The sequence below is a fragment of the Pelodictyon phaeoclathratiforme BU-1 genome (assembly GCF_000020645.1).
Classification (GTDB): domain Bacteria; phylum Bacteroidota; class Chlorobiia; order Chlorobiales; family Chlorobiaceae; genus Chlorobium; species Chlorobium phaeoclathratiforme.
Genome location: NC_011060.1, coordinates 2,959,400 through 2,981,555, shown reverse-complemented (window position 1 = coordinate 2,981,555; position 22,156 = coordinate 2,959,400). Strand labels below are relative to the sequence as shown.

Below are 22,156 nucleotides of genomic sequence, written 5' to 3'. Positions count from 1 at the left end.
TATGGATCTCAAGGGTAAAAGGGTGTCGGTCATTGGCGCGGGCAAAAGCGGAATTGCGGCAGCGCAACTGCTTGCTCGCAAAGGTGCGACGGTTTTTGTCAGCGAGCTTGGAACCATGGGGGCAGAGGAGATGCAGCATCTCCGGGAGATGCAGATCCCTTTCGAAGAGGCGGGGCATTCGCCTGCGGTGTATGAGGCTGATTTTTGTGTCATCAGTCCGGGTATTCCCCCTCATGCCGAGGTTGTGACAACCCTGCAGGCGCGAAATATTCCTCTCTACAGTGAGATTGAGTTGGCGAGCCGTTTTTGCAAGGCGAGAATTGTTGGTATTACCGGTACGGATGGAAAAACCACCACCTCGACGCTTGTTCATGCTCTCTGTGAAGAGGATGGCCTCCGGAATGGTTACAGGGCTTACAGTGTCGGCAATATCGGTGTGCCATTTTCTTCAATGGTATTGGATATGAAGGCTGGTGATATTGCCGTGGTCGAGTTGAGCAGCTATCAGTTGGAGCGCTCACCCACTCTCAAGCCTGAGGTTGCTGTTATCATGAACATTACGCCGGACCATCTCGATCGCTATGCAGGAGAGCTGCAGGGCTATGCTGCGGCCAAGTTCAGGATTTATGCCAATCAGGGTGCCGGGGATACACTGATCTACAATGAGGACGATGCGCTGCTCAGGGAACATTTTGCCTGCAGGGATCAGTTTCCTTTCAACATTATGTCGTTCGGCATGGAACCTGCCTGCAAGGGAGTTCCTGACATTCGAACATTTTTTCTTGAGGGCGACACGCTTGTTGCCCATACGCCTGACGGGGATGAGCCTGTTCTTGTGACATCAGATTTTCTGAAAAAAAGTTTTCGTGGTCGCCACAATATCTCAAATGTACTTGCGGCTGTTGCTGTTGCAGGAGCTTTGGGTATTCAACGGGAAGTGGTTTGTCAGGTAATCAGGGAGTTCAGGGGTGTTGAGCATCGTCAGGAATTTGTCATGACCATCAATGGAGTCGACTGGGTTAATGATTCCAAAGCGACAAACATGAATGCGTTGCGTCAGGCGCTTGAAGCGCTTCCTGCTACTGCGGTACTTATTGCCGGAGGACGCGACAAGGGGAATGATTACGCTGCGATTACCAGACTTGTCGAGAAAAAGGTATCTTTGCTCATTGCTTTGGGTGAATCGCAGGACAAGATCGTTTCAGCCTTTAAGGATGTTGTTGCTGTCAAGGCGGCAGGATCGCTTGAAGATGCGGTTTTGTTGGCACGAGATGCGGCAAGCTCCGGGCAGACGGTGCTCTTTTCACCCGGGTGCGCAAGCTTTGATATGTTTAAAAATTTTGAGGATCGCGGTATGCAGTTTAAACAATGCGTTCATCAGTTATCATCATGGTGAATACTGATCACTTACCGGGCCCTGCAGAAGAGGCTCTTGCCGTGAGCGAGTTGTTGCCACATCCAGGCAAGGAGGGAGTTGCTGCAAAGCTTCTGATCCTTATTGTGGCTGTTCTGATGTGTATCGGTATTGCTGTTGTTTACAGCAGCGGAGCGGGATGGGCTGTCACGAAGTACTCAAGTTCAGAATATTTTTTATGGCGTCAGCTTTTCTTTTCCATTCTTGGAATTGGTACCGTACTCCTTGTTGCCCAGCTTGACTATCATGTTTTCTGGAAGACCAGCAAAATCATCCTTTTTACAAGCATTGTGCTTTTGACCCTGCTGCTTGTTCTGAAAGCGGTTGGGCTTATTACCGGAGCTGCACGCTGGATTGGTTTTGGACCGCTGAAATTCCAGGTGTCGGATTTTGCCAAATATGCGGTTATTTTTCATTTTTCAAGACTGATCACTGAAAAGCAGGGATATATAAAAGATGTTAACAACTCTTATTATCCTATGCTGACCCTGTTGATGATTGTCGTGGCTCTGGTTGCCCTCGAACCGAATTTCAGTACGGCGTCGCTTATTGCCTTCATAGGGTTTGCGCTTATGTTTATCGGGGGAGTCAGTATTCGTCATCTCCTTGCTACGGTATCCGTACTGATACCTATTGCCGCTGTTTTTGCCATAGCAGCGCCATATCGGCGTGCCCGGTTGCACTCATTGACCAGCGGAAATGAACAGGGGGCGACCTACCAGGTTGTTCAGGCATTGATTGGTCTGGGCAATGGGGGGCTGTTTGGCCTTGGTGTCGGGGCCAGCAAGCAGCGGGAGCTCTATCTGCCCCTCTCCTATAATGATTTTGTCTTCGTTGTTGTTGGTGAGGAGTATGGGTTTATCGGCGCTTTAGCCGTTATTGCGCTCTTTACGGGATTTTTAATCTGTGGCCTTATCATTGCCAAACATGCTGCTGACAGTTTTGGTAAATATATTGCAACCGGTATCACGATGGCTATCACGCTTTTTGCCTTTGTTAATATTGCCGTTGCCTGCCATTTGCTTCCGACGACCGGTGTCGCACTCCCTTTTATCAGTTATGGAGGTACGGCGCTTCTTTTTAACTCTCTCGGTGTAGGGATTCTTATCAGCGTAGCACGGTACAAGAAACCGGCGATTGAAAGGAGCATACCGGTTGATGCAACTTCATGGAGGGTGGAATGAACGTGCTTTTTGCCGGAGGCGGAACCGGTGGACATCTTTATCCGGCAATAGCTATGGCCGGGGAGCTCAGGAAGCTGGTGCCGGATGTGGTGATTTCTTTTGTTGGCACAACGGGCGGCATTGAGGCGACCGAAGTTCCAAGACTTGGTTATCGGTTGCATCTTATTCCGGTACGAGGTTTAAAACGAGGGCGGGCGCTGGCGGATATTGTTGCGAATATTGGCGTAATTGCCGATTTTGTTGCGGCTCTGGGACGTGCTGCTGCGTTGATTGCCAGAGAAGCTCCCGATGTTGTTGTGGGTACGGGCGGATTTGTCAGTGCTCCGCTGCTGCTTGCCGCCCAGCTCATGCGTAAAAAGACGCTTATTCAGGAGCAAAATGCATTTCCTGGTGTTACAACAAAATTGCTTGCCGCACTTGCCAGTGAAGTGCATCTCTCTTTTGATGATGCGCGTCGATTTATCCGCAATAAAAAACGGCTTTTTGTTACCGGCAATCCTGCGCGCTCTTTTGCCTTGCCGCAGCAGGTTGCGGCCAGGGAGTATTTTGCACTTTCTGAAGAGCGTCCTACTCTTTTGGTTTTCGGAGGAAGCCGGGGTGCCCGCTCAATAAACAATGCGGTGCTTGAGGGAGTTGACCTGATTACGGCCTCGGCAAATCTGGTCTGGCAGACCGGAGCGCTTGATTTCGAGAGGATCAAGAGCAAGATGCAGCCCTCTCCTTATATATGGGTTGCTCCATATATTGAAGAGATGGGAGTTGCTTATGGCGCTGCCGATCTTGTGCTTTGCAGGGCAGGAGCCTCTTCCCTTGCTGAGCTGACTAACCTTGGCAAGCCATCGGTTCTCGTTCCTTACCCCTATGCAACTGGAGACCATCAGCGTCATAATGCTCGGGCGCTTGTTACGGGTGGGGCGGCTATGCTGGTTGAGGATGATCGTCTTGGCCAGCAGGCGTCGATAAAAAATATTCTTGAGCTGCTGCATGATAAAGAGAGGCTGAAACGTATGGGAGCAGCATCCCGGAAGCTCGCATATCCGGATTCGGCTCATCAGCTTGCCTTGCGCATCATCAGCCTTGCTAAAAAAAATTAAGAAAGAGGATTTACATGGAACTGGGAAAAACAAAAAGTGTTCATATTGTCGGTGTTGGCGGCGCTGGAATGAGTGCAATAGCCGAATTGCTGCTGAAGTCAGGGTTCAGGGTGACGGGTTCGGATCTTTCGTCTGGTGAGGTGACTGAAAAGCTTGCCGAGCATGGGGCAATAATTTATAAGGGGCATCGAGCTGAGCAGGTCGCAGGTTCTGATGTTGTTGTTTATTCTTCGGCCATACGGGCTGAGGATAATATCGAACTGATTGCCGCTGAGAAAGCTGGTATTCCGGTCATCAAGCGTGACGAGATGCTTGGTGAGCTGATGCGCTATACATACGGCATATGCATTGCGGGTACGCATGGGAAAACAACAACGACCGCCATGATTGCTACCATGCTGATTGAGTCGGATGAGTCGCCGACGGTCATGATTGGCGGTATCTCGGACTATCTGAAAGGCAGTACCGTGGTTGGTGAGGGAAAATATATGGTTATTGAGGCTGACGAGTATGATCGCGCCTTTTTGAAGCTGACACCAACCATTGCCGTTGTCAATAGTCTTGAGTCCGAGCATATGGATACTTATGGCACGCTTGATGAGCTGAAAGAGGCCTTCGTTGCTTTTGCCAACAAAGTGCCTTTTTACGGGCGGGTGATCTGTTGCGTCGATTGGCCGGAGATCAGAAAGATCATGCCGAAGATGAATCGCCTCTGTACAACTTTTGGAATTGATGAGCCTGCCGATGTTATGGCTTTTGATATTGTTCTCGATAACCAGCATACTACCTTTTCAATCAAGGCTTTTGGCCAGGAGTACCGGGACGTCTCTCTTCAGGTTCCGGGGCGCCACAATGTGCTTAATGCCCTCGCAGCTTTTTCGACAGGTCTTGAGCTGGGTATCCTTCCTGAGCGACTGATTGCCGGGCTTGGTCGGTACAGTGGTATGAGGCGGCGGTTTCAGGTAAAATATGATAATGGCCACGGTCTTATGGTTGTGGACGATTATGCCCACCATCCTACAGAGGTGAAGGCGACTGTCAGGGCAGCCAAAAGCGGATGGCGTGACTCCAGAATCGTGGCGGTTTTTCAGCCACATCTCTTTTCCCGTACCCGGGAGTTTGCTCATGAATATGGCTGGGCACTCTCTCATGCGGATATGGTCTACGTGGCCGATATTTATCCGGCGCGTGAAAAGGGAGTTGATTATCCCGGTGTCGATGGTGAGTTAATTGCGGACGCTGTCCGTAAGGCTGGAGGGAAACATGTGGAGTTTGTTGCGGATATGCAAAATCTCTTTACTGCTCTCAAGGAGTGGTCAGTTAATGGAAATATGCTTCTTTTCATGGGTGCCGGTGATATCACCCATCTTGCAACAAGGGTTGCCAATTTCTGCAGAGAGGGTGTTGCTGTTCAGGGCAATGAAGACTCCCAGTCGGGTTTTGCGGCGTCATGAACGGATTTGAAAAAGCGTCAAGTGGCCGCCGGGTTTTGCGGGTACTCTCTTTTCTGATAGTACTTGTCGCTCTTGCTGCGCTGGCCTATTATGCCTCCCAGTGGAAAAAAGAGGTGGTGGTCAGGGATTTTGTTATTGATGGAGCCTCAATCATCTCCGAAAGAGAGCTGTTATCGCGCATGGCTCCTTTTCAGGGCAGGAATTTGCAGAAACTCGACGTACAGGAGCTGAAACAAAGGATTCTGGTGATTCCCTATCTCAGGGATGCCGAGATAAGCAAGGAGTTGAATGGCATTGTCCGTGTCGTGGTTTTTGAGCGTGAACCTCTTGCAGTAACGGCTATTGACGGGCAAGTGCTGGTTATTGATCGTGAGGGATTTCTTTTGCCGCGTACGAAGGGGTGTTCTGAGCGGTTTCCGAACTTGTTACAAATTACGGGTATTACGCACCTTCGGATTGCCAGGAACAATCTGCGGCAACTTGACCGTCAGGATATCGAATTAATCCGGCAGTTTCTTGTGGCTCTTTCAGAGAGTGAGTATGCGAGCCTGCTTATTCGTGAATTTCATCTTGCAGACAACGGCATGGCCTGGTGCCTTGCGCTTCAGGCTCCCACCCGTTTTATTGTCGGTAATGATGGGAACTACAAGGAAAAGTTGAAAAAATTCGAGATATTCTGGCAAAAGGTAGTATCCAAGAAAGGTTTTGACGCTTATGAGACTGTGGACCTGAGGTTCAGAGACAGGATTTTTACCAGGGATCCTGTATATCCGGAGGTACCACAGAATGTTTCCCTGTGATAATCATGCAAGAATAGAACAATGCTGAAGAGCAATATTGCCGTAGGTCTTGATATTGGAACAACCAAGGTGTGTGTGGTGGTTGCCGAAAAAGATGAAATTGGAAAGCTCAACGTGCTCGGGAAGGGGCGTTCTAATTCCGATGGTCTTCAACGGGCGACTGTGGTCAATATTAACAAGACTGTAGCTGCTATCAGAGCCGCCGTTGCTGATGCTGAACGGGAGTCCTCCATTCGTATTCATGGAGTTAATGTCGGTATTTCCGGAGCACATGTCCATTGTATTCACAGTAATTCGGAAATCAGTATCAATCAGACAGGAATTGTCAATGATTCTGATGTGAAACGTTTTCTGGAGAAAGCCAAGACCAATATCCGTTATCTGGATATTGATCATGAAATTATTCACGTTATTCCGCAGGAGTTCATTGTTGATGATCAGGAGGGGCTTCTTGATCCGATAGGGATGGCCGGGACAACGATGAGGGGCAGCGCCTATATTGTGGTTGGTCTGAGGACAAAAATCCGTAATATCAAGCAGTGTGTTGAGAAAGCAGGTCTTGAGATCAGTGCAGTCACCTTTGAGCCGGTGGCTTCCGGTATGGCTGTCATGAAAGAGCGTGAGAAGAAAAGCGGTGTGGTCGTCATTGACATCGGGGGTGGAACTACTGAAGTTGCTATCTATATTGACGGGGCTATCCGCTACTCTGAGGTCATCAAGGTTGCTGCCAACGATGTTACTCATGATATCGCTCATGGGGTGAGGGCGCTTTACGAAGTCGCTGAAGATCTGAAAATAAAACATGGCTGTGCCTACAGCAAGCTGAGTGGTGAGGATGAGGATCTCCTGATTGAGGGCATTGAGGGACGGACACAAAAATCCGTGCCGAAGAGCTCACTGACGATGATTATTGAGGCCCGGATGATGGAAATTCTGGAGCTTGTGCGTGACTCGGTGCAGCGGTCGGGCTATTATGAATATCTCAATGCGGGAGCTATTATAACGGGGGGAGGTTCACTCCTGCCAGGTACGGAAGAGCTTGCTCATGATGTTTTTGGACTTGATGTTCGTATCGGGTATCCGGAGGGGGTTTCCGGAGGGATCAAGGGTTCCGTCAATAACCCCATGTATGCGACCGTAATGGGTCTTGTTGCCCATGCATTTCAGAATAATCTCTCGGCAGATCACAGCTTCGCTTCGACAGCAGAGATACTCCCTGTTGATGTTCCTCAGGGAAGCAGGGAAGAGCCCCTGGTGCAGGAGCAGACTCCTTCGGGGAAAAAAATTGTGGATCGCATGAAGAAATTCTGGGATAATCTATGATGAAAGAGCAAATAAGAGCCTTTTAAAGGGAGAACTGATAGCATGGCATTTGAGCTTGATCCGGGCCTGTTTGACAGTGACCAGGGCAAAGGGGTTACCATAAGGATTGTCGGCGTTGGCGGCTGTGGCGGCAATGCGGTAAATAATATGATCGACAGGAAGATCAGTGGTGTGGAGTATATCGTGTTCAACACTGATCGCCAGGCGCTCCTGAACTCGAAAGCTCCACTCAGGGTGCAGATTGGCAAGAAGGCTACGAACGGTCTGGGTGCTGGAGCCGATCCGGCAAAGGGGCGTCAGGCTGCAGAAGATGATCGTGAAATTATTGCCGCTCAGCTTCGGGGAGCCGATCTTGTCTTTATTGCTGCCGGAATGGGCAAAGGTACCGGTACAGGTGCGGCTCCGGTAATTGCCTCTATTGCAAGGAATATGGGTATTCTTACCATTGGTGTCGTGACCAGACCCTTTAACTTTGAAGGTCAGGTCAAGGCGAAGATTGCTGATGGAGGCATTGTCGAACTGCGCAAATATATCGATACCCTTATTCTTGTTGAAAACGAAAAGATCCTCAGTATTGCCGAAGAGGGGGTCAGCGCCACGGAAGCCTTTAATATGGCGAATGATGTCCTCTACAGGGCGGCGAAGGGTATTGCTGATATTATTACCCGACATGGTCATGTCAATGTCGATTTTGCCGACGTTCGCAGCATTATGGCAGGAGCCGGAGATGCGGTTATGGGTTCTGCTGCTGCTGCAGGTGAGCGTCGTGCGCTGAAAGCCTCATCAGATGCGCTGAACAGTCCTCTTCTTGAGGGTGTTTCGGTGAAGGGGGCTAAAGGTGTGCTGGTAAATATTACCGGAGAGGTCACCATGAGGGACATGTCGGATGCCATGAACTATATCGAGGAGCAGGTTGGCAGTGATGCCAAGATTATCAACGGCTACGTTGATGAGCCCCAGGTATCAGGCGAAATCCGGGTTACCGTGATTGTAACCGGTTTCAAGCGCAAGTCGCAGGACGATGGAACGGTGCCGATTGTTCGGCAATTTGTTGCACCTGTTCCTGGTATCAGGCTTGGCCAGGCGCCCTCATCGGTTCGGCAGACGGCCTCCCTTCATCCTGAACGTCAGGAAGAAGATTTACGTATTCCGGCCTATATCAGAAGGCAGTTGTCCATTAATGATCCTCATGAGGTCGCAGGGAGGAAAAATACCGGGCACGATGCCGATTATAACTCGTCGCTGCCAAGTGGCAGAGGGGAGCATGAAGATAAAATACAAAAAGGTTTGTCAGATACTCCAGCATATCTTCGCCGGAAAAAAAACGGGATCTGATATTGCCTTTTTTAACCAAATGTAAAGGGGTTCATGAATTATTGTACGCTTTCCGCAGAAGATGCGGTAGCCAGAATTAAGTCGGGGGACAGGGTTTTCTTGCATACTGCGGCAGCAACTCCGCAGCGCTTGATTGATGCAATGGTGCAGCGCGCTGATGAGCTGAGAAATGTTGAAATTGTCAGCCTGCACACCGAGGGTGATGCTTCCTATGTAAAGCCCGAGTATCGTGATAGTTTCAGATTGAATGCTTTTTTTGTGGGCAGGAATGTTCGTAAGGCGGTTCAGGAAGGTGATGGGGATTCCATTCCGGTTTTTCTGAGCGATATTCCTTCTCTTTTTTACAACAAGGTGTTGCCGCTTGATGTCGCTCTTGTCCATGTCTCCCCTCCTGACCGTCATGGTTACTGCTCTCTGGGAGTTTCGGTTGACGTTGCTCTTGCTGCTGTACATGCTGCAAAGGTGGTTATTGCCCAGGTAAATCCGAATATGCCGCGCACGCATGGCGAAGGAATGCTTCATATCAGCAAGATTCATGCTTTGTTTGATGTGGATGACGCCCTCCTTGAGACTCCCCGCCATGTGTTAACTGATACCGAGATCAGTATCGGACGCCATATTGCATCCATTGTCGAAGATGGCGCTACACTGCAGATGGGTATCGGTGCAATTCCGGATGCCGTTCTTGCTGCGCTTTCCGGTCACAGGGATTTGGGTATTCATTCCGAGATGTTTTCTGACGGGGTGATTGATCTGGTCAAAAAAGGGGTGATCAATGGTCGCAAAAAACGAACCCACAAAGAGATTATTGTCGCAAGCTTTCTTGTTGGCACGCGGAAGCTTTATGACTTTGTTGATGATAACCCGCTCGTTGAAATGCTTCCCTCCGATTATGTTAATGATACACGGGAGATAAGGAAAAACCCCCGGGTGACCGCTATCAACAGCGCTCTTGAAATTGATATGTCCGGTCAGGTCTGTGGTGATTCCATCGGGCAGAAATATTTCTCCGGTTTTGGAGGACAGATGGACTTTATTCGGGGTGCAGCCCTCTCGGAAGGGGGAAAACCGATTATTGCCCTGCCGTCAACAACAAAGGCCGGACTGTCAAGAATTGTTCCACAACTTAAGCCGGGAGCAGGCGTTGTAACGACCAGGGCTCATGTGCAGTATGTGGTGACCGAGTATGGGATTGTGAATCTGCATGGAAAAAATCTCCGCCAGAGAGCCGAAGCATTGGCAACGATTGCTCATCCTGATTTCAGAGAGGAGATTTGTCGTCAAGCTCATGCACTTTATGGTACTTACGGCCGGAGCTTTATGTAAAAATCAGTTTTTGCCTGGGCGAAAGATTTTCTGTTATGGTTTCCACTATTCGTGTTGCCCGTGTTCAGAGAATCTGACGCCAATAAGGCTGACCATGCGGCCAGTTATTCCCTGATCACGCCGGTAGGAAAAAAACAGGTTGCTGTCGCCAGCCGAGCATAGCGCTGAGCGTTCAATATTCGAGGGTGGAATTCCTGATGTCAGAAGCTGCCGGTAGTTGATCATGCCCAGATCAAGCAGGTATTTTTCCTCATCCTGTGAGCGTGTTGAGCGCTGTCGGCTATCCGGAGGAAACTCCATGGCTACCTCACGACTAACCTCATAGGCTCCGGGAGAAATTCCTGTGCCGATATAGGCTACACACTCAGCGGGCAGGGAGTTGAAGTTCATCCGCATCGCTTCAATCGTTTTTATGACAATATTTCCTGCACTTCCTCTCCATCCGGCATGAATCGCTCCGGTGACCTTATGGCGCGGGTCGTAGATGAGCAGAGGGTAGCAGTCGGCAGTAAAGATGCAGAGGTAAAGCTCTTTTTTGTCCGTAATGAGTGCATCATAGCCCCGGTAATGTCCTGGTTTTTCGGCGCAAAGTATTTCCGTGCCGTGCACCTGATCGGAGAAGACCATTCTTTCAGGGTCAATGCCTGCTGCTGTGCAGAGGCGCCGGGTGTTTTCCCGAACCTTTTCTTCACCATCCAGGGTATTTCTTCCAACGTTCAGTGAGCAATAGGCGCCTTCGCTTACTCCACCGTTTCTGGTGCTCTGCAGTGCAATGAGTTCGTCATAATGACGGAAGCATTCAGGCACGATATATTTTTCCGAGAGGGCTGTTTGAGCCGCACTCACGCTTGTTTTTGGGTTCATAACATTATATCGGAATTTTTATCATTGATACCGAAATTCGTGTTCGCCTATTTTTTGCAATGGCGTTTCTTCAAAAAAACAGGATATTTCTTCTCTCTTGCCGGCAGTTGGAGGAAGAATTTCCGGTAAAGGTACATTATTTCCGGAAGAGTCGTATCTTCCGGGCATGAGACAGATAGAGCGACTGCTATCAGATTTCGCTGGTGTGCAACGTGCTTTTCAGTCTGAATGTAAACAAGGATCCTCGGCAATGAAAACACCTGATGAGGAACGGTTTTCCGAGCAGTTTGGGCGTTCTGCCCGGGCCCTGTCAGATTATATGGGCCTTGGCTTGCAGATTGCAGCAAGTTTTGTGTTTTTTGTGTTGCTTGGGTATTGGGCCGACAGCCGGTTTGGTACCTCGCCACTGCTCTTTCTGGCCGGGGTTGCAATTGGCATGTTTGGTATGGTACTTTTGCTCATGAAGGTCGTGCGGTCAGCAAACAAAAAAAAATAGAGCAGTTACGGTTTATGCTTTTGTTAATCAGGAAAGAAAGGGGGAGATGAAACCATTGTTTGATTTTTTAGTAAAGTTATGTATTTTGTCCGTCGCTTTATGGATGGTGATTTATACAGGACTTGAGCCGGGAAGCGTAGATATTCATTCGGTGTTTCTGGCATGGATAATGGTTGTTGCCAATGCGCTTATTGGTTATGTTCTCTTTGAATACGCAGTTGACAAGGAGTCTGCCGTATTCACCAAGTTCGTTTTTGGTGGGTTGGCTGTTCGGATGTTGTTGCTGATGCTGCTTATTGCAGTCGTCATTGTCCGCAGTATGGTAGTTGTCAACGACTTTGTGCTCTCATTTTTTGCTTTTTACTGTATCTATGTGATTGTTGAAATTCTCGGGTATCAAAAGAAAAATAAACAGAAAAAGAACACTGCATGAAACGGGTAAATGTCATACAGGCCAAAGCTTTTCTCAAGGTAATAGCACTCCTTGTACCTCTTCTGCTGAATGCGAACGGCCCCGCATTTGCTCTGACTGAACAGGCGTCCACTCCTCCTCACGACTCTGTGGCTTCGGTATCAGCCCCGACCGCTGAGGCTGCAGTTGCAGCTCACGCCCATGGAGAGGAAAAGGCGGGCGATGTTATCATGCATCATATCCTTGATAATGACGTCTTCTCTTTTGAGCCCTTTGGTGAGGTTCATCTCCCTAAAATCCCCCCAATCGCAGGTGTTGATATTTCAATTACCAAGCACGTTGTTATGCTCTGGGTGGTATCGGCAATTTTGTTGATTCTCTTTTCCCTGGTCGGCAGCAAATACAAGAAGATGACGGCTCGTCAGGCGCCAACGGGGTTGGTCAACGCCATGGAAGCGCTGGTTGAGTTCATCCGTATAGACGTCGCCAAGGCAAATATTGGTGTCGGGTATGAAAAGTACCTTAACTATCTCCTTACCGTCTTCTTTTTTGTCCTGTTATGTAATCTTCTCGGCCTTGTTCCCTATGGAGCAACGGCGACTGGCAACATCAATGTCACGCTTACTCTTGCTACGTTTACCTTCTTTATAACACAGGTTGCGGCACTGAAAGCGCATGGCATCAAAGGCTATCTGGCTCATCTGACAGGCGGAACTCACCCGGCGCTCTGGATTATCATGATTCCGATTGAGTTTATCGGGTTATTTACCAAGCCTGTTGCACTGACCATCCGGTTGTTTGCTAATATGACTGCTGGCCATATTGTGATTCTCAGTCTGATTTTTATCAGCTTTATTCTGCAGAGCTATATCGTGGCTGTTGTCATGTCGGTTCCGTTCTCAATTTTTATCTACCTGCTTGAGCTGTTTGTTGCTTTCCTTCAGGCGTTTATCTTTACGATGCTCTCGTCGCTCTTTATTGGTCTTGCTTCGGCACACGAAGGACATGAGGAGCATGAGGCAGGGGTTGCTCACCATTGAAAAAAGCTCAGGATTGTTGAGGAAGAACTGTTATTTTTATGCGTTTCATTAACTGGTTTTAACACTGCTAATTCTTTTTAGCAAAAAACTTACAACAAATAAACGGGGGTAATTACAAGATGGAAGGTTTGGGTTTTCTTGGAGCTGGTATAGGTGCTGGTCTTGCTGTAATCGGCGCTGGTCTTGGTATTGGTAATGTAGCAGCTTCTGCTGCAGAAGGCGTCGCCCGTCAGCCTGAAGCAACGGCTGATATCCGTACGACCATGATTATTGCAGCAGCTCTTATCGAAGGTGTTGCCCTGTTCGGTGAAGTTATCTGTGTGCTTCTTGCTCTTAAGTAAGAGTGAACTGCCTGCAGGTTCGTTACAGAAGATATCCCGGTTGCGGCTGCTCTTTTCAGACTGCAACCGGGTTTTATTAACCCGTTAAAGGAAACATTGTTCATGCTTACGTCGGGAATTATACTTCTTGCCGGTAGTCTTCTGAGTCCGAATCCCGGTCTTATTTTCTGGACCGCGATCACATTTGTGATTGTACTGCTTATTCTGAAGAAGATTGCCTGGGGCCCGATTATCGGCGCTCTGGAAGAGAGAGAAAAGGGAATTCAGTCCTCTATTGATCGTGCGCACAGCGCCAAGGAGGAGTCAGAGGCTATTTTGCGCAAAAACAGGGAACTTCTGGCAAAAGCCGATGCTGAATCAGATAAAATCATCCGTGAAGGAAAGGATTATGCCGATAAGCTTCGCGCCGATATCACTGAAAAGGCTCAGTCAGAAGCGAAAAAAATGATTGCAACGGCGAAAGATGAAATTGAACAGGAAAAACGCCGTGCGCTTGATGTGCTGAGAAACGAGGTGGCTGATCTTGCTGTTAAGGGAGCTGAAAAGATTATCAAAACAACTCTTGATGCCGACATGCAGAAAAAGATCGTTGACAGCATGATTCAGGATCTTTCAACAAAACGTAACTGAAAACCGACTCATCGTCATGTCAACTCTCATTGCAAGCCGTCGATATGCCTCCGCTCTCCTCTCAGCCGCTGAAGAGGGTAATTTTCTCAATCAGATTGTTGATGAGTTGCACGTGATCAAGGAGGTTCTTGAACACTCCCGTGATCTTGTCTATGCGTTGCGCAGCCCTCTCGTCAAAGGAGACAGGAAAATTCATATCCTTGAAGAGATCTTCAAGGACTCTGTCGGGGAAAAAATGTTTCTTTTTTTAAGGCTTGTTGCCCACAAGAAACGTGCCGGGCTCCTGCCTGAAATTATTGATGAGTTTCAGATTCTTCTTGATGAAAAGAGAGGGGTGATCAATGTCGATATAACCAGCGCCACGGCCCTTTCTGATGAGCAGACCGCAGAACTTGTTACGAAGCTTGCGGCCTTCACCGGCAAGGAAATACGTCCGAGGATGGCTATCAACGAGCAGTTTATTGGCGGGGTTGCTGTTAAAATTGGCGACACCATCTATGATGGCAGTATCAGTCATCAACTGCAAATGCTTCGCAAGAGTCTTGTTTCCTGAAACAGGCGGGCGAGCGGCAGTGTTGACTGAAAAGATCAACAGTCAATAGCCTGCATGTGCAGGCTATTTTTTTTAGACGAAGATCGAATATTCCTGGATTCGGGGCTTTAGCTCAGTTGGTAGAGCGTCTCGTTCGCAATGAGAAGGTCAGGGGTTCGACTCCCCTAAGCTCCACAAGAACTTTTCTCCAGCCGTTTCTTTTATCGTGAACTGTTATTATCTCCCTGCCTCCATTCTGTTTCTGTGCAGAGGAGAGCGGTTTTCCTCCAGGAGAGCCGAAATAGCCGCTCTTGAAAATCGCCCTGTAATTGCTCATCAAGTGCTGTTTCTTTTTGCGCAGTTTCGTATTATACGTTTTCGCTTTTCTATAAAAAGGATTATGGAGTTATTCTATGTCGGTTAACAGATTTATTTCACGTTCAGCGCTGATGCTTTTGGCGACAGGGTTACTGATGAGTTCCGGTTGTTCATCCTCAAAACCGGCAAAGATCTCAGCAACCACTCGCGTTAACGAAGCCTATGGCAAAGCGGTGAAGATGTACGATAAAAGAGATTATCAGGGAGCCGCTCTCGGGCTTGAATCGCTGCTGTTTACCTCCAGGGCAACAGCGCTTGAGGATGATGTGCTCTTTCTTCTGGCCCAATCCTATTACCATTCCGGACAGTATCTGCTTGCTGCTGAAATGTTTACCAAGTTGCAGCAGCAAATATCCTCAACACCCTATGCAAGAACAGCCCAGTTTATGCTTGCCAAATCCTATGAACAGCTCTCTCCGCATTTTGAACTCGATCAGGAACATACCGCGAAAGCCATCACGCAGTTTGCAACCTATCTCGATCTCTATCCGATGGTTGATTCCTCGAAGATTGCCAGCGATGTCACAACATACCGTGAGCTGCTGAAAATCAATCCGGATAATGCCTCCTATAAGCAGAGCTATGCAACGGCAACCACTCAATTTGCCCGGATTGATACTTTGCGGTATGCAGAAAAGGCAATTCCTGTGCTGAGAGAAAAACTGGCAAAGAACACTTTTTTTATTGCTCGCCAGTATGTTCAGCTTAAAAAGTATAAAGCGGCAGGTATTTTTTATGACGAACTCATCAAGCGTTATCCGGATACCGTCTATATCAAGCCAGCCTGGGAAGGAAAGATTGATGTCTTGATGAAGCGAAAAAAATGGTTTGATGCCAGCCAGGCACTTGATCAGTACCTGCAGAATTTCCCTGATAAGCAGAAGGATATGGAGGATAACAGGGATAAAATCAAGCAAAACACTAAAAGCTGATCAGAGGATAGCTCTGTGCATCTGGCACTCTTCGGCGCCACCTTTGATCCGCCGCACAATGGTCACCTGGCTCTCTGCCTTTTCGCCAGAGAGCTTCTTGGTATTGATAAACTCATTGTTTCTGTTTCAAATAACCCCTTCAAGCCGGAAAGTGGGAGAGCCGATGTGCACAGGATGCGCATGGCTGAGCTTCTCACTCAGGAAATCAATCTGACCGGCGCTTTCAGTGAGGTCAGCGGATGGGAGCTTGAAAAAAAGCAGCCATCCTATACCGTTGATCTCCTGCGCTATCTTCGTACTCTCTACCCTGCCGACAAGCTGACGCTGCTTGTCGGGGAGGACAGTTTCAGGGAATTTTCAAAGTGGAAAGAGTCAGAAACGTTTTGTTCCCTCTCTGATGTGGTGGTTTTCAGAAGAGTGTCAACACAATCAGAGAGCACACCGCGACCTGAAATCATCCCGTGTGAAGCGTGTATCAGCTTTGTCAATTTCGCCTGCGATATCTCCTCAACGCTTGTCAGGAGTGTTGTTGCCAGCGGACGCTCCATCTCCACTCTCGTTCCCCCCTCAGTGCATCGCTACATCATGGAGTATGGGCTCTACGCCGGGGAGGAGCATCATGCTACATCGATTCCGGAGCCGAAACCCCGAGAATCCTGAATCCGTTGCGCAAAACCTGTCGTGTTGCCACTGAAAGAAAGAGTCTTGCCCTCGCAATATCCGGTTCCGCCTTGAGGATGGGGCACTCCTGGTAGAAACGGTGAAAACATTCCGCCAGGGAGTGCAGGTATTCAACCATTTTCTGAGGTTCAAGCAGGCGCAGGCTTGTTTTTATCATATCCGGATAATCAAGCAAGGCAGATCCAAGCTGAAGCTCTGCCGGAGAGGTAAGCCGTTGCAGCAGGTGCAGCTCCGGGCTGGAAGTGGCATCAAATCCAATCTCCTGTTGAGCCATACGCAACAGGCTGCAGATTCGGGCATGGGCATACTGCAGATAGAAGACCGGATTATCCTTGGACTGTTTTTTTGCCAGCTCAACGTCGAAGTTCAGGTGCGAATCCTTGCTGCGCATGATAAAAAAGAGGCGGGTAGCATCTGCTCCGACATCGTCAATCAGATCGTCAAGCAGATCGGCATTGCCTTTTCTTGTCGACATTTTAAGCGTTTGTCCGTCAACCGTTGTTGTCACAAACTGGTTAATGGCAATCTTGATGTGCCGGGTATCGTAACCAAGAATCTTCAGAGCCTCAAGCACGTCAGGGTACTCATCGATATGATCAGCGCCAAAAACATTGACAATCATGCCGAAGCCCCGCTCATACTTGGTGATATGGTAGGCAATATCCGGCAGCCTATAGCTCGGTTCGCCTGAAGACTTGATCAGCACCTTGTCCTTTTCCTGGCCAAGCTTTGTTGTCAAAAACCAGGTTGCGCCATCATATTCGGCAATGAACTCTTTTTCCCTGAGAGCATCAATCACTCTCTGGTTCCCGGTCACTCCCCCTGCGTCCGGCGTGTAAAGAGTATGCTCATTGAAAAATGAGTCGTGCCGTATGCCGAGGCGTTCAAGGGTCTTGCGTATTGATGCAAAAATGATCTCTTCCGCTCTTTTTTTGAATATCTGCACATCCGTACTATCGGCAAGTGCCGTTCCATGATCGTTGAACAGCTCTTCGGCAATCTCCCCGATGTACTCTCCCTGATAATGGGTTGCAGGGAACTCTATCGTTTCACCGCAGCGCTCCAGATAGCGGAACCGCACGGATTCACCCAGAATCTGCATCTGCCGTCCGGCATCATTGAAATAGTATTCACGGGTAACCGCGTAACCCTGTGTTGCAAAGAGGTTGGCGATGCAGTCTCCAAGCACCCCGCCCCGGCCACGTCCTATGGTCAGCGGCCCGGTCGGATTGGCGCTGACATATTCCACGATAGCCTTCTCTCCCTTGCCAGACTCCCCTTTTCCATACTCATCCCCGTCAAGCAGCACCTGCTCAACCGATTGCATGATAAAGAGCGGCGTCAGATAAAAGTTGATAAAGCCCGCTCCCGCCACCTCAATTTTCGCAATGGTATCAGGCGGAAAACTCAGGTGCTCTATAATAGTCTGAGCCAGTTCACGGGGATTTCTCCTGCACTCTTTGGCCGCAAGCAAGGCGATGTTGGTTGAAAAGTCACCAAACTTTTTATCTGCGGGCTGTTCAATAATGATTTGTTTGTCGGTCGTAATGCCTGCCGAATGGAGCGCATTGCTGATGACCGGACGAAAAAATTCTTTCATCTGATATCGTTATAAGAGGGTCATGGGTTGCTTCTCATTGAGTTTTCTCAAGAGATCATCAGGGCAAAGGGAGGTAAAGTCGTCGATGATCTGCAGGACATTGTCGAACTGGCTGAATGCATCGGCCTGGTTGGTTGTTGTCACCGCAACGCACTGCATACCCGCTTTCCGGGCAGCCTCAACTCCCGGCAGAGCATCTTCAAAGACAATGCAATCAGAAGGTGCGGCGTTGAGCAGGGAGGCTGCACGCAAAAATATATCAGGTTCCGGTTTGCCGTGGCGCACCTGTGAGGGATCAACAATTGCTTGGAAGGTATTGGTCATGTTCAGCAGGCCAAGGACATACTCAATGTTTTTCGGGCCTGCACCGGTGCCGATTCCAAGCTGGACTCCCCGTTTTTCAGCGGCATCAAGAAACCCTCCAAGGCCAGGCATCGCTTTGATGCGCTCTCGCGACATCACCCTGTAGAGAAAGTCCTTGAGTTCGGTCAAGCGTTCAGCCTCCCTCTCACTGATCTGCGGGTCGAGGAAGTAACGGAGAACGTCAAGGCCTTTCATACCTGCGGTTTCCACCAGGTAGCGTTCAGCGTCAAGCCCCTGAAGGCCAAAATCGCTGAAGAGTTCAACCCATGAATCGGCATGGAAGCGCATATTATCGGTCAGCACGCCATCCATGTCGAAAATAAAGGCCTGTTTGTTGTTGTTCAGCATTCGATTTTACAGATGGTTACTGCAGGTTGTTTCGCCAAGCCTCATGGCTGCTCTCACCTCCTGCATGGTCTGGCCGGCAATCACCTTTGCCCTGGCCTCGCCGTCAAGAAGAATCTCTTTTACCAGCTCCATGTGTGCTTCATAATAGCGGCGTTTTTCAATCAGGGGAGCCAGCTCCTGTGCAATATTTGCCGCACACAGTTTTTTACAGTCAACGCAGCCAAGCGATCCTGCCCGGCAATCACTCTCTATGCTGCAGAGTTGTTCCTCCGGGGTAAATTTTTTATGATAACTGAAAACGGTGCAGACTTCAGGATGCCCTGGATCGTTTTTGCGGATTTTCTGTGTATCCGTCACCGCCGTGCGCATTTTTTTCAGCACCTCTTCGGGGCCGTCCGAGAGCAGAATGGTATTGCCAAGAGACTTCGACATCTTTGCTTTGCCATCGAGGCCAACCAGACGGGAAAATTTTGTGATTTTTGGTTCCGGTTCAGCAAAGACCTCTCCCAGAAGAGGGTGAGGAAAGTGATTGTTGAATTTGCGTGCGACCTCACGGGTAATCTCTACATGGGGGATCTGATCTTCGCCTACCGGAACAACGTTCCCCTTGTAGAGGAGGATATCAGCCGCCTGCAGAACGGGGTAACCGAGATGACCGTATACCAGTGACTCCATATTCAGATCACGTATCTGCTCCTTCAGTGTCGGGTTTCTTTCGAGACGCGAAGAGGTGATCAGCATGGAAAAAATCAAAAAGAGTTCAGCATGTTCCTTCACCTGCGACTGGCGGAAGAGGGGACTTTTTTCAGGGTCAACGCCAGCCGCCAGCCAGTCGAGCAGCATATCAAGCGTGTTGGCATAAATCTCGCTGGTATCAAGCGAGGTCGTCAGGTTGTGATAATCAGCAATGAGAAAGCAGGTCTCATAGACTCTCGCACCCGTTTCGTCAAGCTGATTCTGCTGCTCGACCCAGCTTTCAAGGGCACCGGTAAAATGACCGAGATGGAGTTTGCCGGTAGGGCGCATTCCGCTTAAAATTCGCTGTGTTCCCATAAAAATAAGTAGTGCCGCGGTAACCCGGCTGCGAGTGCGGCTGTTTCAGGCAGGGTTGTGGTTCAGTAAGGCTCCAAATGCTTCGGAAGTTATAACAGTTGACAGAAAGATAAAAGGCCTTTGTTTGTTTTTTGTTTTCATGAGACGATAGACTATATTATCCAACTTGTTTTTCGATTTCGTCACAGACAGGAGAATTCGAAAACCCCTATATTTAGAGAGTAAGTCCTATACAACGCTCAGTTGCCCAACCATGTCAGATCCGGAAGGAAGCAGCATCCGGTAATTTGAGTGTGTGATATAGTAAGCTTACTCTCTTTTTTATTTTCCATTTATAATACGTCGGGAGATAGTTATGCAGTCAGCATTCACAAAAGAAGGGCTACTGAGCGCGCCGGTGCGCCATATTGATATCAAACAACTGAATATTGTTCCCCTGATTGACCAGATGAGCGACACCGCTTTTCAGGCACGTAACCTTGCAAGAGCGGCCTCCATTCTCGATCTCATGCAGCAGGACAAGGAGTGCGCCGTTATTCTCACCCTTGCCGGTTCACTGATCAGCGCAGGGTTGAAGCAGGTCATTATTGATATGATCGAGAACAATATGGTTGATGCCATTGTCTCCACTGGCGCAAACATTGTTGATCAGGACTTTTTTGAAGCCCTTGGATTCCGTCACTACAAGGGAAGCCCCTTTATGGATGATGCCATTCTCAGGGATTTGCACATCGACCGCATTTACGACACCTACATTGACGAGGACGACCTTCGTGTCTGCGATGACACAACGGCAATAATCGCCAACTCCATGGAGCCAGGAGCCTACTCTTCCCGCGAATTTATTGTGGAGATGGCCAAATATATCGAGGCAAATAACCTCGACAAAAATTCCATTGTCTATAAGGCATACGAAAAAGGCGTACCGATCTTCTGTCCGGCATTCTCGGACTGTTCTGCCGGATTCGGCCTTGTGCACCACCAGTGGAACAACCCCGAAAAACATGTCTCAATCGATTCCGTCAAGGATTTTCGTGAACTGACCAGAATCAAGATCGAGAATGACAAGACCGGCATTTTCATGATCGGCGGAGGCGTGCCGAAAAACTTTACCCAGGATATTGTTGTTGCTGCTGAAGTGCTTGGCCATGACGATGTCTCCATGCACACCTATGCCGTTCAGATCACGGTCGCCGATGAGCGTGACGGAGCGCTTTCCGGCTCAACCCTCAAGGAGGCCAGTTCATGGGGCAAGGTTGATACCGTACACGAGCAGATGGTCTTTGCCGAAGCAACCATTGCTCTGCCACTGATCGCCGGTTATGCCTGGCACAAACGCAACTGGGAAGGCCGTCAGACAAAAAATTTCAATGCCCTGCTGGATCGTCAACAAGTAACCGTGTAAGAAGAGAGAATGAAATTTTTTATTGATACCGCTAATCTCGACGAAATTCTTGCAGCCGCCGAACTCGGCGTGCTTGATGGTGTTACCACCAACCCGTCGCTCATCGCAAAAATCGTTGGTGATCCGTCAAACTTCACCTACAACGACTTTAAGGCGCACATCGCCCGCATATGCGAAATCGTTGACGGTCCGGTCAGCGCCGAGGTCACCTGCCTCACGGCCGAGGAGATGATTGCCGAAGGCGAAGATCTCGCCGCAATCCACGAAAACGTGGTGGTGAAGTGTCCGCTCACCATCGACGGACTGAAAGCCATCCAACACTTCTCATTAAACGGCATCCGCACCAACGCCACGCTCGTCTTCTCCCCGAACCAGGCGCTGCTTGCCGCCAAAGCCGGAGCGGACTATGTGAGCCCCTTTGTCGGTCGTCTTGACGACATCAGCACCGACGGCATGGAGCTTGTCAAGCAGATTGTCACCATCTACAACAATTACGGATACCCGACCGAAGTGATCGTGGCCAGTGTCCGCCATCCGCAACACGTCGTCACAGCAGCCATGATGGGAGCCGATATTGCCACCATTCCCTACAGTGTTATCAAGCAGCTTGCCAACCACCCGCTCACCGATGCCGGACTGAAGAAGTTCATGGATGATGCGGCGGTGATGAAGAAGTAGCAGCTTTAAGCGCTTTTCACCTTCCTCTTTGAGCCGGATAGGCGTTGTTGCACATCCGGCTTTTTCTTTCTTCTGTGTAAAGGATGCATTCGTCAACAGACTGGTGGCATACTGCTCCCGTAGCCACTACGATTTCGTGCAGCGCAGGTACTTACTGCCTGCTGCATTTGATATTGCTTTGCTGATACCGGTTGGCAGGGTCGTTGCCTTGGGTGTCATGATCCTGTAGTTACACTGTTGTTGTGGCGTAATATGTTTTTGGACTTGAGATTACGTTTATTACCTTGGTACAGGTGGTTGATGATTTCGAACAGGTACAGAGGTTACGGGCAGCGAAAAATGATCTCCTTGCCATGCATGCCGTCGCGCTTTTGTTACGCACATGCAGGAACGCGTGTGTGACATTCGAACCGTTCAGGAATGTATTGGTCGTTGATGTACGAACAGACATGATCTACACCGGGGCCCATCCG

General features: G+C 49.1%; 22 protein-coding genes, 1 tRNA gene and 1 other RNA gene. 20 read left to right on the top strand and 4 right to left on the bottom strand.

Annotated elements, in window-relative coordinates; genetic code table 11:
- Position 1 precedes the first annotated feature (1 nt).
- Genes murD through PPHA_RS14220 form a run of 8 tightly spaced genes read left to right on the top strand, consistent with a single transcriptional unit; the run spans position 2 to position 9,930 of the window.
- Positions 2-1,396, top strand: a complete 1,395-nt coding sequence (gene murD / locus PPHA_RS14255; RefSeq protein WP_012509507.1) for a UDP-N-acetylmuramoyl-L-alanine--D-glutamate ligase — start codon at positions 2-4, stop codon at positions 1,394-1,396.
- A complete protein-coding gene (locus PPHA_RS14250; RefSeq protein WP_223293937.1) occupies positions 1,390-2,598 on the top strand; it encodes an FtsW/RodA/SpoVE family cell cycle protein in 1,209 nt (402 codons plus the stop codon). Before murD ends, PPHA_RS14250 begins: the two co-directional genes overlap by 7 nt.
- Positions 2,595-3,692: an undecaprenyldiphospho-muramoylpentapeptide beta-N-acetylglucosaminyltransferase gene (gene murG / locus PPHA_RS14245; RefSeq protein ID WP_012509505.1), complete on the top strand. Its 1,098-nt coding sequence runs from the start codon at positions 2,595-2,597 to the stop codon at positions 3,690-3,692. The genes PPHA_RS14250 and murG overlap by 4 nt, the downstream gene beginning before the upstream one ends.
- Before the next feature lie 14 nt (positions 3,693-3,706).
- Positions 3,707-5,146 carry a UDP-N-acetylmuramate--L-alanine ligase gene (murC, locus tag PPHA_RS14240; RefSeq protein ID WP_012509504.1) on the top strand — a complete coding sequence of 480 codons (1,440 nt, stop codon included), beginning with the start codon at positions 3,707-3,709 and terminating at the stop codon, positions 5,144-5,146.
- Entirely contained in the window at positions 5,143-5,946 is an 804-nt protein-coding gene (locus tag PPHA_RS14235; RefSeq protein WP_012509503.1) for a cell division protein FtsQ/DivIB, read from the top strand. The genes murC and PPHA_RS14235 overlap by 4 nt, the downstream gene beginning before the upstream one ends.
- A gap of 21 nt (positions 5,947-5,967) precedes the next feature.
- Positions 5,968-7,269: a cell division protein FtsA gene (gene ftsA / locus PPHA_RS14230; RefSeq protein WP_012509502.1), complete on the top strand. Its 1,302-nt coding sequence runs from the start codon at positions 5,968-5,970 to the stop codon at positions 7,267-7,269.
- 42 nt (positions 7,270-7,311) lie between these two features.
- Positions 7,312-8,604: a cell division protein FtsZ gene (gene ftsZ, locus PPHA_RS14225; protein WP_012509501.1), complete on the top strand. Its 1,293-nt coding sequence runs from the start codon at positions 7,312-7,314 to the stop codon at positions 8,602-8,604.
- Positions 8,605-8,637: 33 nt separating this feature from the next.
- Positions 8,638-9,930: an acetyl-CoA hydrolase/transferase family protein gene (locus PPHA_RS14220; RefSeq protein ID WP_012509500.1), complete on the top strand. Its 1,293-nt coding sequence runs from the start codon at positions 8,638-8,640 to the stop codon at positions 9,928-9,930.
- A gap of 45 nt (positions 9,931-9,975) precedes the next feature.
- Here the strand turns inward: PPHA_RS14220 and pgeF are convergent, their stop codons facing one another.
- Positions 9,976-10,794, bottom strand: coding sequence for a peptidoglycan editing factor PgeF (pgeF, locus tag PPHA_RS14215; protein WP_012509499.1), 819 nt, complete (start codon positions 10,792-10,794; stop codon positions 9,976-9,978).
- A 250-nt stretch (positions 10,795-11,044) separates the two neighbouring features.
- Here pgeF and PPHA_RS14210 point away from each other — a divergent pair, with 250 nt between their 5' ends.
- From PPHA_RS14210 to nadD, 9 genes are all read left to right on the top strand, one after another.
- On the top strand, positions 11,045-11,290 hold the full coding sequence (locus PPHA_RS14210) for an AtpZ/AtpI family protein (protein WP_012509498.1): 246 nt from the start codon (positions 11,045-11,047) through the stop codon (positions 11,288-11,290).
- Between the two features lie 46 nt (positions 11,291-11,336).
- A complete protein-coding gene (locus tag PPHA_RS14205) occupies positions 11,337-11,723 on the top strand; it encodes a hypothetical protein (protein WP_012509497.1) in 387 nt (128 codons plus the stop codon).
- A complete protein-coding gene (locus PPHA_RS14200; protein ID WP_012509496.1) occupies positions 11,720-12,742 on the top strand; it encodes a F0F1 ATP synthase subunit A in 1,023 nt (340 codons plus the stop codon). The genes PPHA_RS14205 and PPHA_RS14200 overlap by 4 nt, the downstream gene beginning before the upstream one ends.
- A gap of 119 nt (positions 12,743-12,861) precedes the next feature.
- Positions 12,862-13,083 (top strand): ATP synthase F0 subunit C, encoded by a 222-nt coding sequence (gene atpE, locus PPHA_RS14195; protein WP_012509495.1) that lies wholly within the window; start codon positions 12,862-12,864, stop codon positions 13,081-13,083.
- A 102-nt stretch (positions 13,084-13,185) separates the two neighbouring features.
- Positions 13,186-13,713 carry a F0F1 ATP synthase subunit B gene (locus PPHA_RS14190; RefSeq protein ID WP_012509494.1) on the top strand — a complete coding sequence of 176 codons (528 nt, stop codon included), beginning with the start codon at positions 13,186-13,188 and terminating at the stop codon, positions 13,711-13,713.
- Between the two features lie 16 nt (positions 13,714-13,729).
- Positions 13,730-14,266 (top strand): ATP synthase F1 subunit delta, encoded by a 537-nt coding sequence (atpH, locus tag PPHA_RS14185; protein ID WP_012509493.1) that lies wholly within the window; start codon positions 13,730-13,732, stop codon positions 14,264-14,266.
- A 101-nt stretch (positions 14,267-14,367) separates the two neighbouring features.
- Positions 14,368-14,440: transfer RNA gene (locus PPHA_RS14180), tRNA-Ala, on the top strand.
- 218 nt (positions 14,441-14,658) lie between these two features.
- Positions 14,659-15,555: an outer membrane protein assembly factor BamD gene (locus PPHA_RS14175; protein ID WP_012509492.1), complete on the top strand. Its 897-nt coding sequence runs from the start codon at positions 14,659-14,661 to the stop codon at positions 15,553-15,555.
- Positions 15,556-15,570: 15 nt separating this feature from the next.
- Positions 15,571-16,215 (top strand): nicotinate (nicotinamide) nucleotide adenylyltransferase, encoded by a 645-nt coding sequence (gene nadD, locus PPHA_RS14170; RefSeq protein ID WP_012509491.1) that lies wholly within the window; start codon positions 15,571-15,573, stop codon positions 16,213-16,215.
- Here the strand turns inward: nadD and argS are convergent.
- The 3 genes from argS to trpS are packed head-to-tail and all read right to left on the bottom strand — an operon-like array spanning position 16,178 to position 19,600.
- Complete coding sequence (argS, locus tag PPHA_RS14165) at positions 16,178-17,836, bottom strand: arginine--tRNA ligase (protein WP_012509490.1); 1,659 nt, start codon at positions 17,834-17,836, stop codon at positions 16,178-16,180. The genes nadD and argS overlap by 38 nt on opposite strands.
- A 9-nt stretch (positions 17,837-17,845) precedes the next feature.
- Positions 17,846-18,547 (bottom strand): beta-phosphoglucomutase family hydrolase, encoded by a 702-nt coding sequence (locus PPHA_RS14160; RefSeq protein ID WP_012509489.1) that lies wholly within the window; start codon positions 18,545-18,547, stop codon positions 17,846-17,848.
- Positions 18,548-18,553: 6 nt separating this feature from the next.
- Positions 18,554-19,600 carry a tryptophan--tRNA ligase gene (gene trpS / locus PPHA_RS14155; RefSeq protein WP_012509488.1) on the bottom strand — a complete coding sequence of 349 codons (1,047 nt, stop codon included), beginning with the start codon at positions 19,598-19,600 and terminating at the stop codon, positions 18,554-18,556.
- A 219-nt stretch (positions 19,601-19,819) separates the two neighbouring features.
- Here trpS and ffs point away from each other — a divergent pair.
- The 3 genes from ffs to fsa all read left to right on the top strand — a co-directional run bounded on the left by ffs (position 19,820) and on the right by fsa (position 21,683).
- An RNA gene (gene ffs, locus PPHA_RS15320) (signal recognition particle sRNA small type) lies at positions 19,820-19,918 on the top strand.
- 37 nt (positions 19,919-19,955) lie between these two features.
- Positions 19,956-21,005, top strand: coding sequence for a 1,9-bis(guanidino)-5-aza-nonane synthase (locus PPHA_RS14150; protein WP_012509487.1), 1,050 nt, complete (start codon positions 19,956-19,958; stop codon positions 21,003-21,005).
- 9 nt (positions 21,006-21,014) lie between these two features.
- Positions 21,015-21,683, top strand: a complete 669-nt coding sequence (gene fsa / locus PPHA_RS14145; RefSeq protein ID WP_012509486.1) for a fructose-6-phosphate aldolase — start codon at positions 21,015-21,017, stop codon at positions 21,681-21,683.
- The last annotated feature ends 473 nt before the right edge of the window (positions 21,684-22,156 follow it).

Excerpts from the sequence above, each read along its gene's own strand:
- atpH (WP_012509493.1), top strand. The coding sequence starts at position 13,730 with ATGTCAACTCTCATTGCAAGCCGTCGATATGCCTCCGCTCTCCTCTCA.
- PPHA_RS14235 (WP_012509503.1), top strand. The coding sequence starts at position 5,143 with ATGAACGGATTTGAAAAAGCGTCAAGTGGCCGCCGGGTTTTGCGGGTA.
- murG (WP_012509505.1), top strand. The coding sequence starts at position 2,595 with ATGAACGTGCTTTTTGCCGGAGGCGGAACCGGTGGACATCTTTATCCG.
- ftsZ (WP_012509501.1), top strand. The coding sequence starts at position 7,312 with ATGGCATTTGAGCTTGATCCGGGCCTGTTTGACAGTGACCAGGGCAAA.
- PPHA_RS14190 (WP_012509494.1), top strand. The coding sequence starts at position 13,186 with ATGCTTACGTCGGGAATTATACTTCTTGCCGGTAGTCTTCTGAGTCCG.
- PPHA_RS14160 (WP_012509489.1), bottom strand. The coding sequence starts at position 18,547 with ATGCTGAACAACAACAAACAGGCCTTTATTTTCGACATGGATGGCGTG.
- PPHA_RS14175 (WP_012509492.1), top strand. The coding sequence starts at position 14,659 with ATGTCGGTTAACAGATTTATTTCACGTTCAGCGCTGATGCTTTTGGCG.
- ftsA (WP_012509502.1), top strand. The coding sequence starts at position 5,968 with ATGCTGAAGAGCAATATTGCCGTAGGTCTTGATATTGGAACAACCAAG.
- PPHA_RS14200 (WP_012509496.1), top strand. The coding sequence starts at position 11,720 with ATGAAACGGGTAAATGTCATACAGGCCAAAGCTTTTCTCAAGGTAATA.
- PPHA_RS14250 (WP_223293937.1), top strand. The coding sequence starts at position 1,390 with ATGGTGAATACTGATCACTTACCGGGCCCTGCAGAAGAGGCTCTTGCC.
- argS (WP_012509490.1), bottom strand. The coding sequence starts at position 17,836 with ATGAAAGAATTTTTTCGTCCGGTCATCAGCAATGCGCTCCATTCGGCA.
- PPHA_RS14210 (WP_012509498.1), top strand. The coding sequence starts at position 11,045 with ATGAAAACACCTGATGAGGAACGGTTTTCCGAGCAGTTTGGGCGTTCT.
- PPHA_RS14205 (WP_012509497.1), top strand. The coding sequence starts at position 11,337 with ATGAAACCATTGTTTGATTTTTTAGTAAAGTTATGTATTTTGTCCGTC.
- pgeF (WP_012509499.1), bottom strand. The coding sequence starts at position 10,794 with ATGAACCCAAAAACAAGCGTGAGTGCGGCTCAAACAGCCCTCTCGGAA.
- fsa (WP_012509486.1), top strand. The coding sequence starts at position 21,015 with ATGAAATTTTTTATTGATACCGCTAATCTCGACGAAATTCTTGCAGCC.
- PPHA_RS14150 (WP_012509487.1), top strand. The coding sequence starts at position 19,956 with ATGCAGTCAGCATTCACAAAAGAAGGGCTACTGAGCGCGCCGGTGCGC.
- murD (WP_012509507.1), top strand. The coding sequence starts at position 2 with ATGGATCTCAAGGGTAAAAGGGTGTCGGTCATTGGCGCGGGCAAAAGC.
- PPHA_RS14220 (WP_012509500.1), top strand. The coding sequence starts at position 8,638 with ATGAATTATTGTACGCTTTCCGCAGAAGATGCGGTAGCCAGAATTAAG.
- trpS (WP_012509488.1), bottom strand. The coding sequence starts at position 19,600 with ATGGGAACACAGCGAATTTTAAGCGGAATGCGCCCTACCGGCAAACTC.
- atpE (WP_012509495.1), top strand. The coding sequence starts at position 12,862 with ATGGAAGGTTTGGGTTTTCTTGGAGCTGGTATAGGTGCTGGTCTTGCT.
- murC (WP_012509504.1), top strand. The coding sequence starts at position 3,707 with ATGGAACTGGGAAAAACAAAAAGTGTTCATATTGTCGGTGTTGGCGGC.